Raw genomic sequence first — 17,699 nt, 5'->3', positions numbered from 1 at the left:
AGCGTGAAAGCAAGTCATGCTCTGGTACCGCAATGGACTGAGCGAAATGATAAAGTAGTGCCTGCAAGACACCATATCGCTTTGTTGCTTGATCTGCTCAGCAACAGAGGGGTCAATATGCACTACGCGCTACGAAATACAGGCATCTTTTACCAAGACTTGATTGAGCGTGATTTAATGGTGAGCCCCACCCAACTTGCTCGCCTGATTCATAATATGACCAAACTGGAGCAGTTTCCCGACTTGAGTTTTCTGTCTGGACAACAGCTTATTCCCGGCGCTTTTTCAGATTCGAGTCACCTTATCGTCCATGCAGCAACGGTCAGAGAATTGATTGGAAATTTCGTGGCTTATTCTGAGATTTACTTTCCGCTGCTCAAACTTCGGGAACGCGTGGATGAAACAGGTCTCTACTTATTTGAAGAAGATCCTTTTGGTGAAGCCAGTTCATTGAGTTCCGGGGCGCGCATCACTTACCGTCGGTGGTTAATTGAGTATGTCTTTACATCCATTATTTCTGTCACCAATTGGCGCGCAGATCAAAATCTCCCCTGGTCTGTAAAAGTAGACTGGAGCGCCCCATGCTGGCAGGAGCAGTACGATGTTTACTGGGGCAAAGTGGAATTCAGGCAGTCAATGGCTTCAATGCACCTTCCCAAAGAATGTCTGGAATTAACCATATCGGATCGATCTTCAACACTTTACAAGGTCGCTCAACAAACAACGTCCCCACGACCTTGTGGCTTGCTGAGTTTTATCCGTGATCAACTTCGACAAGATCATCTGCAGGTTCCATCTCTCAATGATCTGTCTGAAATGATGAATATGAGCCCTGCGACCCTGAAAAGAAGACTCAAAAATCACGGTAGTACCTACCGCTCACTTTTGGGAGAGATAAATCGCCAACACGCCATTTATCTGCAAGAAATGAAGAAGTTGGATGATGTCCAAATTGCAAAGAAAATGCAGTTCTTCGATGTTAGTAATTACCGAAGGGCAGTTAAACGTTGGAAAATAGTTTAGCTTGAAGTGCAAAAATCATATCATCTATAGTGTGAAATACTTCCTTAAGGCTGTTTCCATTAAGAATCTACTCTAAATTACGATTTTATATCCTCTGTCTTTAACTCGTTATTATTCAATTTAATTTTAATTCTTAAACTCTTTTCGACTGCAGTAACGCAGTTGCATTCAGAATCGCATCTTTGGTACTAACGTCTATCACTTTGAGCTTTTGGAAACGTTCGGGCTCTTTAATCGCAACATCATGAGCAAATATAACAAACTTCGCTTTCTCGATATCTTTTTGTGTAATTCGATTGATTACACCGTTCGCTCCTTGTGTCTCAATCTTAATTTTAACTTTAAGAGCATATGCTGCTTTCTCTAAAGACTTAGCGGCCAGAAATGTATGAGCTACGCCAGAAGGACAAGACGTCACAGCCAAAACATCAGCTTCACCTTCGCCTTGGACAGAAAAACACGCCAAAGAACGACTAAAATCACTTTCGTCTTCTGTCACTTTCTTCTTCAACGCAATAACAACAAGAGCGGTCGTCAATGACCCAGCAATTGTTCCGATGATGTAACCAATTTTTCCATCAACTACTGGCAATACGATCCATCCACCCCACGGAGCATGATTCGCAACATGAAATATAAAACCAATCACGTTACCAACAATACCACCAGCTACAATAGCAGGTAAGACGCGAGCAGGGTCAGCGGCAGCAAAAGGTATCGCTCCTTCACTAATACCTATTATTCCCATGATACCAGCAGCTTTACCAGCCTCTCGCTCATCCCTTTTGAATTTACTTGGTGATAAGAAAGTAGCGAGAGCCATTCCGAGCGGAGGAGTGCAAATCGCAATTCCGACGCCCCCCATCAGCCAGGGTTGCGTGTTAACTTGTGTCTGAGCAAACAACGTTGCCACTTTGTTAATCGGGCCTCCCATATCAAATGCCGTCATAGCTCCTAATAGCGTCCCGAGCATTATCTTTCCGGATCCCGCCATTCCAGTAAGAACATCATTCATTGCTGTCATTGCGATAGCTATCGGTGATCCAATTACCCACATTACTGTGCCGCAAGTGACAAACGTACCTACTAACGGATATATGAATATAGAGCCAACTGAACTCATGCTATCTGGCAATTGAATTTTCTTTAACAACCAAACAACAAAGCCCGCAATAAAACCAACAACTATTGCTCCCAAAAAACCAGTATTGTAAAGACTTACTGCGATCCAAGACCCTATCATCCCAGGAGCAAGGCCTGGCTTGTCAGCAATTGAATAAGCGATGTAAGCGCCAAGTACAGCATTAAACAGCGTCAGGCCAGCAATCCCCATCTGAGCAACATCAGCTAGTATGCCCTCTTGTGGCACTGCCGCGTGTCCAGAGATCATGACAGATAGAGACAACAATACGCCTCCGGCGACGATGAATGGGATCATGTGTGAAGTGCCAAACAACAGGTGCTCTTTAATTCTCCCTAGCTTATATGCCCAGGGGCTTAAAGGTTCATAAACAGGTTCGAATGACTTTAGTTGAGAAGATTCTGATTGAGATTGAGTATCGGTGAGCATCTCATATACTTCTTCTCGCGATTCAGCAGATTTTAGTTTTTCTACAAAATCATCTTCAATGATTTTCGTAGATATCTGTGCCAGAACTTCTATGTGCTGATGTGCATCACCGTCAGGTGAAGCAAGCATAAAAAACACATCTGATAACTCTCCGTCTTCTGAACCATAGTCAATACCTGTTCGACTAATTCCTACGGCGACTGCTGGCTTTGAGACTGCGTTACTTTTAGCATGTGGAATAGCAATACCATCGTCAAACCCAGTGTTTCCGATCTCTTCTCGCTTCCAAACGTCAGATAAAAACAGTCTTTTGTTATTCAACTTACCTGCAGCTTCTAACATACAGGCAAGCTCTTCAAGAACTTGTTCTTTGGTTTGAGCTTTTAGTTCTAAACAAATCGTTTCCAGCTCTATAAGGTTTGTAATGTCCATTATTTTACCTTGCAGTATTCGCGATCAAATATATAACGAAGAGAGTTGTCGATACAGCACCTTAAGTCGTTTTCGGCACACTACGTGTTCGAATACCATTTTTACAAGTTACACGTAGTACACTGAGTATTAGATTAGTTAGTTACAAGATCAGGATATATAGGACTAAAGGGGCATTAACTGGATTAATGTAACATAAGACGTAAACTGTGATAGGACTCTTTCGTTTATCCAACTTAAATCAATTCAACCAACTGTGGCTATGTTAATATTCGCAAAAAAGAGAATGGGAAAAACATGAAAATAGTTGCGGTAACAGCATGCCCTACTGGCATCGCTCATACTTACATGGCTGCAGATGAATTAACAAAAGCTGCTGCTAAGCACAACGTGCAAATTAAGGTCGAAACTCAAGGTGCAATGGGAATAGAGAATCTACTTACCCCTCACGACATAGCTCAAGCTGATCGTGTGCTAATTGTGTCAGATATTGAGATTGAACAACCTGCCCGCTTTAAGGGGACCAATCACATTCAAATACCAATCGAAGATGTATTACTCAATGTGGACAAAGTGTTCCTTCTCCACTGCCGAGATTAATTGGCCTAATGAACGAGTACCAAATTACATTCTTCGTCAACAACACGAATGCGAGTGCTTACGTTGCACAACCATTGAGTCGGGTTGCAAAAAAATTCAAAAGTGCCTTACACATCATTAACATCACGCAAAATCGCAGCGCTAATTTGACTAAGTCGCTGGCCGTGTTTCAAGTTGGTTTACAGCAAGGCGATTTGTGTCAGATAACCGCTATTGGTATTGATGCAGAACTGGCGTGTTTCGTGATTAAAGACATCATTGCAGAACAGTTCACACTAGTTGGCTCTAATATAAATTATGAATTCTCTAGCAAATTGGCAAAACGCTTACCGCAACTCTGTCCACCTTGTGAAATTCAATGGCATTATGCAAAGGCTCATACTGAACTTACAAAGTTTGAGTGCTTAAAAGGATTAGCTCAGTTAATTCATCCTGCTCATCCAGACGAACTTATCCTTGCATTCATAAAACGCGAGGAACGTTCGTCAACTTGCGTTGCACCGGGAATAGCCTTGCCTCATGTTATGTTTTCTGGAATCGAGCATATATCTATTGCAGTAATATCAAACGAAACTCCAATGAACTGGGAGTCAAAACTAGGAAACGTCGACATGGCTATAGCACTGGTAATTCCCGATAAGCCAACTCGCGACCAAATAGTAGCGGCGACTAACCTCACAAGAAACTTGCTCAACGATAGAATGGCAGAACGTTTACTACTCACCAAGAGTAGCATCGAATTACAAGCGCTTCTGATGTATGCCACATCGAGACTTTTCACCTAATTAATTTAGGTAATGCCACTATATGATTAGACAGACCCTCGATATTCCGTTGGTGTCCTGCCAGTACGATTCTTAAACACGCGGCAGAAATAATTTACATCTTTAAATCCACAACGAAGTGATACCTCACCTAGCTTAAAGTTGTATTTTTTCAACATAAACTTGGCACGGTCAACTCTTACCCAAGTGATGTAGTCCGCCAATGTCATGTGCCCTTGCTGACGAAATAAGCGGGACAGATGATTAGCCGAAATACTGAACCTCTCTGCAATACTGTCCCGAGTTATAGGGCGATGAAAGTTCTCTTGAATGTAGATACAAATTCCCTGGTAGAGATCTTGAACGCGATTGTGACACGGCTTTTCTTCTGGAGCATCCAACATAGTTTTGGCGTACTGCAGTAATGCTTGTAACAATAACTCATCCATTGGCTTTTTCGTATTTTCACGAGCTAAAGCGCTGAGTGCTTCGAGAATGTTATCAATCGCAAATCCTGACCGAGTCTGAATACTGTACTTTTGAATATCGTAGAAACTATCTTCACCTTTCCGTTTACTAACTAAGCTCAAACCTAATTGGCGCCGACCAAACAGAATACTTAATACTGAACAATCAGTATCCCAATCTGGTTTATTCCAACAGTTTGGCGGAATAAAAATAGCGTCACCTTTATTAGCAGTTATGAGAGTAATTTTCCTGTTATGACTTTCCATTTCATTAATATAGTTTCCATCTAGAACCAATTCTAAACGAGGAAAGTTAACTTGATAGCTAAATTGGGGTGGAGTATGAAAATCACCAGCAAACCAAATACTATGAAACGGTTCTCTTTCATTTAATACAGCAGTAATTAAATCATGGAAAATCATTTTCATATACCCAACAAATTGCCTCTTACATTACTTAACCTAGATATAAACCATACTGGACTTTTGTGCTATTGATAAAAATCACATTTCGAAAACAAGGTTACAATAATCCAGCAATCGAATCAATTGTCCAGTTAAAAGGCAAAGTTGAAATCGTGCAACCCTCAAAAGACAAAGGCTAAAGCCTGGGAACCACCTGCCTTAAAGGAAAGAAAGCCAGGTCAAACTTGTACAATAAAAATTAAAGATATGACGATCTAAATCACACTACAATTAGTCAGTTACAATAGTCCAGTAAATGCATTTTTTCTTCACTACAGTCTTCTTCTCGATAGTTTCAAAATACCTCTGAAATAAAAACTATATTCATAGGGGTTCAAAAATGATCACCAAATTAATAAATGAAGACTTAATAAAACTAGACCTTAAAGCAACTTCAAAAGAAGAAGTTTTTAAAGAACTAGTTTCTATTTTACATTCCCAAGGACGTATTTCTGATAACGAAAGATTTCTAGAAGATATTCATGCTCGCGAAGCGCTAGGTAATACCGGTTTTGAAGATGGTGTTGCTATTCCACATGCCAAGAGTGCTGCTGTAATTGAACCAGCAGTTGTAATAGGTGTGAGCAAATCAGGGGTTGAATATGGCGCTGAAGATGGATTGCCTTCTAAATTATTCTTCATGATCGCTTCACCTGACGGTGGCGATAATCATCACATTGAAGTGCTTGCGGAACTTTCCTCCAAGCTCATCGAAGATGGATTTATAGAAGCATTTCTAAATACGTCAACAAACAAGGAAGCACTGGACCTTCTTCTTGCGAAAGAAGATGAACCACAAGCGGCAATTCAAGCAGATCAGGGATTCATCATTGGCGTCACAGGTTGTCCTGCGGGCGTGGCGCACACGTATCTAGCAGCAGAAGCACTGGAGAAGGGTGCTGCGGCAATGGGATATGAAATAAAGGTAGAAACTAACGGTTCTATTGGTGTCAAAAACTCGCCTACAGTAGAAGAAATCGAACGTGCCGATGCCATTGTTGTTGCGTGTGATAAGCAAGTAGATATGAGTAGGTTTGCAGGTAAGCGCGTTGTAAAGACAAACGTTAAAGCCCCTATCCGCGATGCACAAGGAGTGATTAGAGAGGCGTTAGAATCACCTCAATACGATGATGAAGCGGGTAGCAATTCTAAAGTATCTGCTGCAACTAAGGCTTCTCAAGCTCGTTCTGATTTATACCGATACTTGATGAATGGCGTCTCACATATGATCCCATTTGTTGTGACTGGCGGCTTGTTGATAGCACTTGCTTTGGCTATAGGTGGTGAACCAAGCGAAACAGGCATGGCTATCCCAGAAGGCAGTATGTGGAACCAGATCTTAGAAGTCGGAGTAGTCGCCTTTACACTGATGATACCTATCCTCGCTGGTTATATAGCTTACGCAATCGCTGACCGTCCAGCACTTGCTCCAGGCTTAATTGGTGGTTGGATTGCAAATAACGGTTCTTTTTACGGTGCAGACGCAGGTACTGGCTTCATTGGTGCCATCATCGCAGGTCTTCTTGTCGGTTACTTTGTGAAGTGGATTACATCAATTAATTACCACAAGTTTGTCCAACCGTTGGTGCCAATCATGATCGCACCAATCACAGGATCTTTGTTTATCGCAGGCCTCTTTATTTTTGTTATCGGCGCTCCAATCGCTAGCCTTATGGATGGTTTAACCGCACTGCTTACCAGCTTAAGTACGGGTAACGTTGTTCTACTGGGCATCGTACTAGGTGGTATGGCTGGATTTGATATGGGCGGGCCATTTAACAAAGTCGCATTCCTCTTTTCCGTCGGCATGATTGCTAGTGGTCAAACTCAGTTTATGGGCGCAATGGCATGTGCGATTCCTGTGGCACCGTTAGGTATGGCAATCGCGACTGGTTTAGGACGAAAGTTAGAACTGTTCGAACCATCAGAGCTTGAGACTGGCAAAGCGGCTGGAGCTATGGGCCTCGTAGGCATATCAGAAGGTGCAATCCCATTCGCGGCTCAAGATCCTATGTCTGTGATTCCTGCAAACATACTTGGCTCAATCGTAGCGGCAGTAATGGCCTTCTCATTCGGAATCACTAATAGCGTAGCTCATGGTGGACCAGTTGTTGCTTTGCTTGGCGCGATGAATCACCCATTGCTCGCACTATTTTGTATGGCTGCAGGCGCAACAGTTACCGCTGTTACATGTGTTGCCCTTAAGAAGATCCGCAAAGCCAAACTGATCGCAGCATCAGCTTAACCTCCCTTATCTCTTCTCTCCTGGTCTGAGTAATCCTCAGGCCAGAATTTTCATCCGAGGTAAAAAACTATGTCTGACTTAACGTTGTCCGATACTCGAAAGATTAAAGTCCAAACCGCACGTCCTAAATTCTTACTAATGAACAATATGATTCAAGAGTACGCTTGGGGGAGTACAACTTCCATTAGCCAATTGTTTGCAGTTGCCAACCCAACCGGCAAGCCTCAAGCCGAGATTTGGATGGGCGCTCATACAAATGGTTGTTCTATGGTGACGGTAAACGGCGAGGAAACTAAACTTTCTTCATTAATCGCAAGCGATATGAATGCTTTTTTAAGCAAAGAAGTCGCGACGCGTTTCGGGGAACTACCGTACCTATTCAAAGTGCTTGCTGCCGAAAAAGCGTTATCTATTCAGGTACACCCAAACAAGTCTCAAGCTGAACAAGGATTCTCTAAAGAGGAAAAAAAAGACATCCCTTTGAACGCTAAAAATCGTAACTACAAAGATCCTAATCACAAGCCAGAACTCGTTTACGCACTAACTGATTATCAAGCAATGAACGGATTTCGTCCCATTTCCGAAATCATTAAAAACTTCTCCAGCCTCGCTATACCCGAGCTAAACCGGTTATTAGCTTATTTAGTCAAAAACCAAAACTCTGAAGGACTAAAAACTTTTTTCGCAGGTTTGTTGTCTCTTGAAGGTGAGCAAAAAGAAATGGCATTGACCATGTTACTACTTAAAGCTCGTATTACAGATTCAGAAATATTTAACGTCATCTTAGAACTGGAAACCCAATATCCTGATGATATCGGCTTATTTTCACCTCTCATATTGAACGTAATTACCTTACTGCCGGGAGAAGCAATGTTCCTGAGCGCAGAAACACCTCACGCTTATTTAAAAGGTACTGGTCTGGAAATAATGGCAAATTCGGACAATGTACTACGAGCCGGTTTAACACCAAAATACATCGACGTTAACGAGCTCATTTCTTGTACTAGATTTGAAGAAAAGCCGTTCTCTACTCTATTACTAGAACCAGATGAAAAGAATGAAATATTAGAATACCCAATTCCAGTCGATGACTTTAACTTTGCGATCATACCGCGTTCAAATCAGCGAGTTCTTGATGTTCAAACAGCCGAAATTTTACTGCCATTGGACTCTGATTTACTGCTGACCCATAAGAGTGGCGAAACCTGCAGGGTGAAAATGGGAGAATCAGTATTCATCCCTGCTTATGCAGAACACTACACAATGAATAGTGAAGGACGTGTGGCCCGTGCTTATTGTTAATATCTAGGAGGTAGCAATAGAAAGCACCATAGTATTTTTTAACCAGTAATTATGTTACTGGTTTTTTCATTTAACCTTACTCCCGCCACACCCTCATCGACGTTCAGCCTTTACCTTGAAATCTAAAAAATTCAATCAAGTATACATTTTTACAAAAACTAATTTTTTAATATTGTCGTTTTACACGAGAAATATCCTCTAGCTTCGTAGGTGCATCTTTCACAAAAAGGATATAAATCACATTTCAGAATAGGTGTTACAAAAGTACAGTATTTGTGTGTTTTTTACTATTTAAGAAAAGTGAAACATTAATTAAATTTAATACATTAGTTCAGTACCAATAAATTAAAAACAATTACAAAACTAACTAACGTCGGTTTAATAAATAAAACCTTTAAATAAAAAGATAATAAGGATTTTTAAAGATTTTTAAAGATTTATCTCATGTATTATTTGATAACAATAGTGAGCAGTAGTAGCATTTTTAATAGGCTTAAACTCACGTAAAGCTCTAAGCATCGCTTATGTAGTTGAAAAAGGCACCAAGCCAACTGCCCTCTAAATGATAGTGGCTTCAAATAACAGTACTGAACATCATATTCAAGTCCTACAAAAATCATTCAGAAAAATTAACAAATAGTTAGTTAAAAATATTCACCATGAGAAAGAAAAACATCAAAAATTAGACATTTTAATTAATCCATAAGGCGTGAAATCATGAGTACTATAACAGTTCAAGATACAAGCAATGGCGATTTAAAAAAACTTCTGAGTACATTGAAAGGCCACCTTTTATTTGGGACCTCTCACATGCTCCCTTTTATTGTTGCAGGCGGTGTACTACTGGCTTTAGCAGTAATGGCATCAGGTAAAGGTGCAGTTCCGGATGACGGTCTGCTATCAGATATTTCAAATATCGGAATTAAAGGGTTGGTATTATTCCCAATCATTCTTGGTGGTTTCATCGGTTATTCGATTGCAGACAAACCTGCGCTTGCTCCAGCGATGATTTCTTCCGGTATCATGGCAGACATGGGGGGTGGATTTCTAGGCTGTATCGTTGCGGGATTCATCGCGGGTGGCGTAGTATACCAACTCAAAAGGATCCCTCTTTCGGCCAACATGACTGCACTTGGTGCTTACTTTATCTACCCTCTGGTAGGCACGCTCATTTCTGCGGGTGTCGTTTTGTGGGGAATAGGTGAGCCAATAAAAATATTCATGGCTTCGATGAACGAGTTCCTTGCATCCATGGCTGGAGCATCTAAAGTGGTTTTAGGGTCGATTCTTGGAGGCATGACTGCTTTCGATATGGGCGGCCCAATAAACAAAGTAGCAACGCTATTCGCTCAAACCCAAGTTGACACCCAGCCTTGGTTAATGGGTGGGGTGGGTATTGCTATCTGTACGCCACCACTTGGTATGGCACTAGCTACGTTCCTATTCAAAAAGAAGTTCACTAAACAAGAGCAAGAAGCAGGTAAAGCAGCAGCCATCATGGGCTCAATAGGAATCTCTGAGGGCGCTATTCCATTCGCAGCAAACGATCCTTTACGCGTGCTTCCTTCAATTGTTGCAGGTGGTATCGTTGGCTGTGTATTCGGTTTTTTAACTAACGTACTACTTCATGCGCCCTGGGGTGGCTTAATCACAGCACCAGTTTCGAGTAACATCCCAATGTACGTTGTAGGTATCGCGCTAGGCTCCCTAACGACAGCACTCATCGTCGGATTCTGGAAACCAGTTGTGGAAGAAGAGCTTGAAATGATCATAGAGCAAGCTGCTCCTGCTCAAATTCATGCAACACAATCAACTGGTGAAGGCGAATACGACATCGTTGCGGTTACTTGTTGTCCATCAGGTGTCGCACACACATTCATGGCAGCAAAAGCACTAGAAAAAGCAGGTGCGAAGGCTGGATTCAAGATCAAAGTAGAAACTCAAGGTCAGAACGGCATTCAGAACCGTATATCTGATTTAGATATTGCCAACGCGAAACTGGTGATACTTGCTCACGACATTCAAGTGAAAGATGCTTTCCGCTTCAAAAATGCAAAAGTAATTGAATGCTCGACTAAAGAAGCGATGCGCAACGCATCAACTCTGATAGAAGCTTAAAACCTTAAGCTCCTGCCCCCAAGAGCCCTTCCCCCCGAAGGGCCCTTTTTTTAAAACTCTCCCAACCCCAAACCTTAGCTAACTATCGCGTGTAGATTGCAAGTCAAAATGCTCATGGGCGTCTTTCTTATAGGCTACAAATTTTCAAATCAAACGCAGAGGTACCGAATCAGTCTCTACTCTACTTATTAAACACCAAAAGCCAATACCCTAAAAACTCTCCGCCTAAAACAGGAAAACCTATATCTAACCTTTCCATCATTGTAACTTTATTACCACTTTGAAATTTAAATTAAATTTAAAAGGCTAAATTGACAATTAATGCGATCCAATCTAGATTAAAAACATATTAATGTAATTTAATTTCACAAGGAGTGAACTATGCTACCAGCAATAAAAGAGTTGTTTGTATCTGAAAAGGACTATGCAGGTCGAGACATCGATGTTGTGATCATGCGTCTAGCTCGACAAACGAGAACAGATCCGCTTGTTTGGTCATATATCCGAGAGTTATCCGTATACGAAAATACCTCAAATGGAATGAGAGTTTACCCTCATGAGTTGAAGAAGTACGCCTCTTAATTTTATCATTTAAAGCAGTTGAAATTGGAAGCCGAAAGCCCGATGTAATACCATTACGTGAATACCGTTATTTTTCAGATAGTTACTCTTTTTCTAACAGCTCCCCTAATGATAGAGCTTCGTGTAACTGGGCTATTCATAAGAATGTCGTAACAAACAAGGTTATACTCTAACGGTAGAAATAATTTGCTGCATGACCAATTCACTAACTAACACCGAGCTGTCACTAAAAAATGATACAAAACCACTAATCAAATGGCAATATATACAAAGAAGCAAAAGTCGTCTTTAAAAATATAACGGATGAACATATTCTTTAGCTTAGAACGAATTAAATTTGGGAGAGTTGTGTGGATAGTTAGTTGGATTGGACTTAGGCGTTTAGGTGTATAGTTAACTAGGCAGTTAACTCCCTAACATTTCATGGAAAGTCGAACACAACACTGGTCCGCTGCGTTCCAATATATCTTAGAAAAAAAGGTGGGGCCTCCCCCGTTAAAACTCAGGCCCCAAAAGCAGTAAGTGCTATTTTCTGCTAAGAATGAAATTATAAAAAAGCTCGCAGTCGTATAAGGTTTTACTTCATTACGCGTTTTTTGGCTCGATTCCAGCGAGAGTCTAATTTTTCAAGAGCTTCTTCGAAGTTACGTGATGTCATTACATCTTGGATGTAACCACCAGCGTAGAAGTCAATTTTAGAGCGGTTGTTAACCTCAATAAACGTAGATGAAGACACCGGTGTTTGAATTACAATAGGCTCGTAGCTCATATATTCATTAAGCTGTGCTAACGAAGGTTGCTTGGATTTCAAAGTTGGGATAAAGCCAGCAATTTTGTCAAAATCCGATTCTTCAATAAGGAACTTCAAGTAAGCTTTAGCTGTTTCTTTGTTTTTTGAGTGATGGCTAACGGCATACGCCCAATCATGATTCATTTGCGCTTTTAAAACGCCGGAGTCGTCTGCTGGGATTGGCATAAATCCGATATTCTCAGAATTCGCGCCACGTTCAATGACTTGAGGAATAACCCAATTCCCTAAGTAATACATAGCTGCATCACCTTTCGCAATTGCATTTTTAGAGTCTTCCCAGGAGTTAGTCATCAGATCTTTTTCTGTGAGACCTTCGTCAATTAATCTCTTAAGAACACTAAGTGACGTATTGTAGGCAGTATCACCTGAAAACGGCTTGTCTTGCTCCAACATTTTCTCATACACATCATCACTACCTTCGACAACTAATGGAAATTTATCCCATTGCTGAAGTGGCCACTGGGCGCCAAAGTTAATATAAAGTGGAATCTGGCCATTTTCCTTGATCTTCTTAGCCGCCTCGAAGAAACCAGATAAGGTTTTAATTGGAACTTCTACACCTGCCGATGCGAGTACTTCTTTGTTATAAACTAACCCTTCCACTGAGTTACCCATGGACACACCATAGGATTTCCCATCATTTTCCCAAGCATCAAAGAAGTAAACTTCATCACCCGAGTAAATATCGTTTAGTGGTTCGTAAAAGTTTCCATACTGTTCTGATGGCACTGAAGGAAGAATTAATAGCAAATCACCATAATCACCTGTGTTCATTCGTGGTCGAATACCACCTTGGTAATCCGCAAATGCGAACACATTCACTTTCGAAACGTTCGGATAAAGTTTCTTAAACTCCGCTTCATATCTATCGTATACACCAGCCTCTAGTAGATCTGTTCGATTGGTATAAAAAGTAATCTCACCTTTAACTTGATCAACCTTAATCCCATCGGTTACCGCAGCATTAGCCACGCCATAAAGACCAAATAAAATCGATCCGGCAATGAGTGTCTTTGAAATCGCAGGTACAAATTTTTTCATTCTTCTTCTCCGTATTAACCCCAGTGATATCTAGGCATTTTTGTTTCAGCACCAAAATAATAACGTTACGGTTTTAAATTGACAATTAAGATTACCATGAACGTGATAACAATCACTGTAACATTTAAACAGAAAGCAATTAAAAACCAAATAAAACCTTCAGTATCAATTTCTTAAAGTATTTTAATCAACAAAAAATATCATATTAAGTTAAAGTGATACTAATCACATTTATACAATAACCTTGCACTAAAACACAAAATCGAAACGTTACCATTATCTAGTTGGATTATTTAATACACAATGGATTGGACATAAAAAACACAAAAAAGGACACCCTGAATATGAAAGCGATCTATTACGCCCTACCATTCGCTCTAGGTTTATCAGCCTGTAATTCAACACAAGTGAATCACTCTACCGAGCAGCCTTTTCTCTTGGATTCAATGGACAGCTTTGTCGTTCAAGAAGGCACGCAACTTACCTTAAATGGTCAGACATACCGTTTTGCAGGAACCAATAACTACTACATGCACTACAGGTCAAACGACATGATCACCGCTGTGTTGGATGATGCAAAAGCAATGGGGCTTAACTCTATACGTGTATGGGGTTTTATGGAAGGTGTCAGCCACGAGCATACCATGCAAGCAAAGCCATACGTGTATACGGCACCAAATAATGTAAATAGCGCGCTTGAAAGGCTGGACTTTACCATTGCAGAAGCGAAAAAGCGGGGTATTCGCGTTGTGATTGCCATGACCAATAACTGGGGTGATTTTGGCGGAATGCAACAATACGTTGATTGGTTTAATGGAACACATCATGACGATTTTTATCGTAGCAAAGAGATTAAAGACGCTTATAAGAGCTACGTAAAACACCTTATCGAACACAAAAACCAGTACACAGGTATCGCAAACAAAGATGAAACAGCGATCATGACTTGGGAACTGGCGAATGAACCGAGAGCTCAATCAGACACCAGTGGTGATCTGCTATACCAATGGACTAAAGAGATGAGCGATTACGTTCGCTCGTTAGCACCAAACCAGTTAATCGCATTAGGCAGTGAGGGATTCTTTACAAGAAGCGGCGAAGAAGATTGGACATATAACGGTAATGAAGGCGTAGACTGGGAACGCATTATCACTCTACCGAATATTAGCTATGGCACCTTCCACCTCTATCCAGAGCATTGGGGAAAACACGACGCAGAGCAATGGGGAACAAAGTGGATCCAAGACCACGCAGCAGCAGCACAGGCTGCTAACAAGCCAGCGGTTCTTGAAGAGTATGGTATTGGAAAAAATGAGCCGCAGAATCGTGATTTTATCTATAAAAAGTGGACTCAAACGGCTTACGAAGAAGGCTTAGCCGGAAGTATGTTCTGGATTCTGACAGGCTACGAGCCAAATCAGAAGGACAATCTCTACCCTGATTACGATGGCTTCAGAATTTTAAACGACGGTGGTACGACAGCCCAGATTCTCACTAATCATTCTCGCCAAATGCGTGGAATGAAATACAGCGAAGAAGATACGGTATATATCACTTACCCAATCGATGGCATGAAAGTTTCAAACGCAAATTTCAAAGTAAGTGCCTACCCTTTCACGACAAATGGCAATAATCTGGAATCGATTCAACTTCGAGTACCAAAAATCAACCAAACAATGGAAATGACTGATATTGATGGGGATGGATATTACGAAACGACTTTAGATTCATCTAATGTGGGTTACGGTGAACACTCACTAATCGCTGTCGCAAACTTCGAAAAAGGAGAGCGCAAAACTCAAAAAGTCAAAATCGTAGTGGACAGACCAATAAAAGGTTACGAAATAGGAACCCAATACGACTTTGAAAATGGTTCTGCGTCTGGATGGGAAAAAGAAGGGACTTGGCAAGCTAGTTGGAAAAATCCTGCTCTTGAGGTAACTGATGATCTTGGCAGTAAGATGCTTAAACTCAACGTGGTTTGGTCTGGTAAAAATGACTGGGAGGAACTGAAGCTTCGAAATATGTCTATTCCAGACTTCGGACAGCATACCAAAATGAGATATGACCTCTACGTTCCAACAAATGCAAACAATAAAGGTGGATTAAGACCCTATGCTGCCTTAGGTGACGGGTGGGTAAAACTAGACACCGACAAACATCGAGTCGCAGTAAAAGATTTAGAAACAGTTACGCTAAATGGTAAGTCATTCTACAAACAAACAGTTGAAATCGAACTAGGTGACATTTCAACTAAATTGCCGGATATATTTCTCTGTATTGTTGGCGACAAGTTTGAGTTAGATGGTTCGGTTTATATTGATAACATCGAATTTCTCAAACCAGTCTATTGATATTCATATACAAAGAGGTTCCCTTGACCTTTTTACATTCAGCCACTCTTCAAATAGCAAACGCCTAACCTCAGATAGAGGTTAGGCTCTGCACTCACCGCATGTTGATTTGAGTGACTCCAAATACTTACCGCTAGAAATCAATTAAAAAGAACCTAAGCATTACGAACTCTACACCACTACAAGGAAAGACAATATGTATAGAACTAGCAGCTTAGCCTCAGCTATAGCTTTAGCTTTGATCACAACTAATCTCATAGGTTGTAATGGAAGTTCTGACGGTGATCCGACGGATTATATTTCGCCATCTGGCAACGGCATAAGTAGTACCGCCATTTCTTATCAAGATAATGAGGTTTATCTAAATGGAGTTAACGTTGCGTGGTTGGATTATGCAAATGATTTCGGAAACGGAATAAATGAAAGCGCGTTAAATACGCTTCTAGATCAAGTTAAAGAGGCGGGAGGGAACACCATACGTTGGTGGATACATGTTAATGGTAGTCAAAGTCCTGTTTGGAATGAGCAGCATACCGCTATCGCTCCAGCAACTGAACAAACACAAATAATTGATGACATTGAACGCGCCCTTGACCTAGCTCAGGCTAAAGGTATCTATATCATGCCTTGCCTTTGGTCATTTGATATGCTGGCTCAATCACAATTAAATATGAGTAGTGCTATAGTACAGGCAAACTATTCCCTGCTAAATAATGAAGATGTTCGTCAAAGCTATATTAATAATTTTATATCTCCTCTTTTAGATAGGGTGGCTGGCCACCCTGCACTTATCGCTATTGATTTATTTAATGAGCCTGAGAATATGACAGAGTCTTGGTTCATTGAACGAGAAGGTCTAGAACCTTCTTTGATTCCAAACCTTAACGATATACATACCACAACTGCAGTTTTCAGTAACGCGATACACGAAAAAGCTCATCAACTAAATAAACAAGTCCTAGTTACAACTGGGCCAAAATCACTGGGGATGTTCAATACCGATGGATTTGGTGGTACTAACTATTATTCTGATGAGAATATGATTGTACTTGGTGGCTCAGAAGCACCGTTAGATTTTTATGCTCCCCATTATTACGATGACCTAGGTAAAAATGGTGCCTGGTCTCCCTTCTACCATAAGGCGAGCTATTGGGAGTTAAACAAACCTATCGTTATTGGCGAATTCTTCGCTGATAAAAATGCTTATAAGCCTGCTGAGTTCAACTATTTTAATGACCCAGTTGCAGAGGAACAGCTCTGTATAAGATTAAACGATAATAATTATGCTGGCGGCATCTCTTGGCAATGGAACAACGAGTACAACGAATCCGTTTTAAACTGCGTCCGCGCACTAAGTAAGGCCTCCGAACCATCTGATAGCAGTGCTCGCTTCGATTTTGAAACTGGTGATATACCCGAAGGGTTTATCGCAGTATCAGAGACATCGGGTGATATTCAGTTGAGTGTTACCTCTACTAACGGTCATTCAAGTAGTAATGCGTTAAGCTTAGCTATTAACGACCAACCAGGAGAAAAAAAGAGCTATCTACACCTTCCATCTTCATCACTTGATACCTCAGAATTAACAAGCATAAATATATGGGTTTATATAACCGCAGAGGCAGCATCTTCGGGCTATAGTGGCGGAAAGTTGTACGCAAAAACAGGCGATAGTTGGCAATGGAGCGAAAGTGAGTGGATAAATGTTGCACCGGAAGAGTGGACACTTTTTAGCTGGTCTCCTGCTCAAGCGCTTACAGAGATTCAAGAAGTTGGCTTACAACTCTACGCAAGTGACCAAACAGATGCGGCAAACAACGTAAAAGTTTATATCGATGACATCAGCATGATAAGTAAACCTTAATCCCGTACAAAAAACACATATTAAAAGAGATAAAATACAAGGGATAACCTTACATTATCCC

General features: G+C 41.0%; 12 protein-coding genes. 9 read left to right on the top strand and 3 right to left on the bottom strand.

What is annotated here, in order from left to right; genetic code table 11:
* Positions 1–3: 3 nt before the first annotated feature.
* Positions 4–1,023, top strand: coding sequence for an AraC family transcriptional regulator ligand-binding domain-containing protein (locus L9Q40_RS19855; protein ID WP_065301434.1), 1,020 nt, complete (start codon positions 4–6; stop codon positions 1,021–1,023).
* A 133-nt stretch (positions 1,024–1,156) separates the two neighbouring features.
* Here L9Q40_RS19855 and L9Q40_RS19850 read toward each other — a convergent pair whose 3' ends face one another.
* Positions 1,157–3,025: a fructose-specific PTS transporter subunit EIIC gene (locus tag L9Q40_RS19850; RefSeq protein ID WP_498794314.1), complete on the bottom strand. Its 1,869-nt coding sequence runs from the start codon at positions 3,023–3,025 to the stop codon at positions 1,157–1,159.
* A gap of 297 nt (positions 3,026–3,322) precedes the next feature.
* On the opposite strand from L9Q40_RS19850, the gene L9Q40_RS19845 reads away from it, so the two are divergent.
* Complete coding sequence (locus tag L9Q40_RS19845; RefSeq protein ID WP_065301436.1) at positions 3,323–3,625, top strand: PTS fructose transporter subunit IIB; 303 nt, start codon at positions 3,323–3,325, stop codon at positions 3,623–3,625.
* A gap of 8 nt (positions 3,626–3,633) precedes the next feature.
* A complete protein-coding gene (locus tag L9Q40_RS19840) occupies positions 3,634–4,410 on the top strand; it encodes a PTS sugar transporter subunit IIA (protein ID WP_065301437.1) in 777 nt (258 codons plus the stop codon).
* Positions 4,411–4,436: 26 nt separating this feature from the next.
* On the opposite strand, the gene L9Q40_RS19835 is transcribed toward L9Q40_RS19840, so the two are convergent.
* Positions 4,437–5,279 carry a helix-turn-helix transcriptional regulator gene (locus L9Q40_RS19835; protein WP_065301438.1) on the bottom strand — a complete coding sequence of 281 codons (843 nt, stop codon included), beginning with the start codon at positions 5,277–5,279 and terminating at the stop codon, positions 4,437–4,439.
* A 382-nt stretch (positions 5,280–5,661) separates the two neighbouring features.
* Between L9Q40_RS19835 and L9Q40_RS19830 the strand changes: the two genes are divergently transcribed.
* The 4 genes from L9Q40_RS19830 to L9Q40_RS19815 all read left to right on the top strand — a co-directional run bounded on the left by L9Q40_RS19830 (position 5,662) and on the right by L9Q40_RS19815 (position 11,568).
* Positions 5,662–7,566 carry a PTS fructose transporter subunit IIABC gene (locus tag L9Q40_RS19830; RefSeq protein WP_444493039.1) on the top strand — a complete coding sequence of 635 codons (1,905 nt, stop codon included), beginning with the start codon at positions 5,662–5,664 and terminating at the stop codon, positions 7,564–7,566.
* 69 nt (positions 7,567–7,635) lie between these two features.
* Positions 7,636–8,868 (top strand): mannose-6-phosphate isomerase, class I, encoded by a 1,233-nt coding sequence (manA, locus tag L9Q40_RS19825; protein ID WP_065301440.1) that lies wholly within the window; start codon positions 7,636–7,638, stop codon positions 8,866–8,868.
* Between the two features lie 717 nt (positions 8,869–9,585).
* Positions 9,586–10,986 (top strand): PTS fructose transporter subunit IIBC, encoded by a 1,401-nt coding sequence (locus L9Q40_RS19820; RefSeq protein ID WP_498794313.1) that lies wholly within the window; start codon positions 9,586–9,588, stop codon positions 10,984–10,986.
* Between the two features lie 381 nt (positions 10,987–11,367).
* The gene (locus tag L9Q40_RS19815; protein WP_065301442.1) at positions 11,368–11,568 is read left to right on the top strand and encodes a hypothetical protein; all 201 of its coding nucleotides are present in this window, start codon (positions 11,368–11,370) and stop codon (positions 11,566–11,568) included.
* A gap of 577 nt (positions 11,569–12,145) precedes the next feature.
* Here the strand turns inward: L9Q40_RS19815 and L9Q40_RS19810 are convergent.
* The gene (locus L9Q40_RS19810) at positions 12,146–13,420 is read right to left on the bottom strand and encodes an ABC transporter substrate-binding protein (RefSeq protein ID WP_498794312.1); all 1,275 of its coding nucleotides are present in this window, start codon (positions 13,418–13,420) and stop codon (positions 12,146–12,148) included.
* 344 nt (positions 13,421–13,764) lie between these two features.
* Here L9Q40_RS19810 and L9Q40_RS19805 point away from each other — a divergent pair, with 344 nt between their 5' ends.
* Both L9Q40_RS19805 and L9Q40_RS19800 read left to right on the top strand, forming a co-directional pair.
* Positions 13,765–15,774, top strand: coding sequence for a cellulase family glycosylhydrolase (locus tag L9Q40_RS19805; protein WP_498794311.1), 2,010 nt, complete (start codon positions 13,765–13,767; stop codon positions 15,772–15,774).
* A gap of 196 nt (positions 15,775–15,970) precedes the next feature.
* The gene (locus L9Q40_RS19800; protein WP_498794310.1) at positions 15,971–17,638 is read left to right on the top strand and encodes a glycoside hydrolase 5 family protein; all 1,668 of its coding nucleotides are present in this window, start codon (positions 15,971–15,973) and stop codon (positions 17,636–17,638) included.
* Positions 17,639–17,699 lie beyond the last annotated feature (61 nt).

The organism is Allocatenococcus thiocycli, assembly GCF_921292965.1.
Taxonomy (GTDB): Bacteria; Pseudomonadota; Gammaproteobacteria; order Enterobacterales; family Vibrionaceae; genus Vibrio; species Vibrio natriegens.
The sequence above is the reverse complement of the archived record's forward strand: the minus strand, read 5'-3'. Positions and strand labels throughout refer to the sequence as shown.

Bases quoted from the DNA above. Each gene is read 5' to 3' on its own strand.
- L9Q40_RS19850 (WP_498794314.1), bottom strand. From the start codon at position 3,025: ATGGACATTACAAACCTTATAGAGCTGGAAACGATTTGTTTAGAACTA.
- L9Q40_RS19845 (WP_065301436.1), top strand. From the start codon at position 3,323: ATGAAAATAGTTGCGGTAACAGCATGCCCTACTGGCATCGCTCATACT.
- L9Q40_RS19840 (WP_065301437.1), top strand. From the start codon at position 3,634: ATGAACGAGTACCAAATTACATTCTTCGTCAACAACACGAATGCGAGT.
- L9Q40_RS19835 (WP_065301438.1), bottom strand. From the start codon at position 5,279: ATGATTTTCCATGATTTAATTACTGCTGTATTAAATGAAAGAGAACCG.
- L9Q40_RS19830 (WP_444493039.1), top strand. From the start codon at position 5,662: ATGATCACCAAATTAATAAATGAAGACTTAATAAAACTAGACCTTAAA.
- manA (WP_065301440.1), top strand. From the start codon at position 7,636: ATGTCTGACTTAACGTTGTCCGATACTCGAAAGATTAAAGTCCAAACC.
- L9Q40_RS19820 (WP_498794313.1), top strand. From the start codon at position 9,586: ATGAGTACTATAACAGTTCAAGATACAAGCAATGGCGATTTAAAAAAA.
- L9Q40_RS19815 (WP_065301442.1), top strand. From the start codon at position 11,368: ATGCTACCAGCAATAAAAGAGTTGTTTGTATCTGAAAAGGACTATGCA.
- L9Q40_RS19810 (WP_498794312.1), bottom strand. From the start codon at position 13,420: ATGAAAAAATTTGTACCTGCGATTTCAAAGACACTCATTGCCGGATCG.
- L9Q40_RS19805 (WP_498794311.1), top strand. From the start codon at position 13,765: ATGAAAGCGATCTATTACGCCCTACCATTCGCTCTAGGTTTATCAGCC.
- L9Q40_RS19800 (WP_498794310.1), top strand. From the start codon at position 15,971: ATGTATAGAACTAGCAGCTTAGCCTCAGCTATAGCTTTAGCTTTGATC.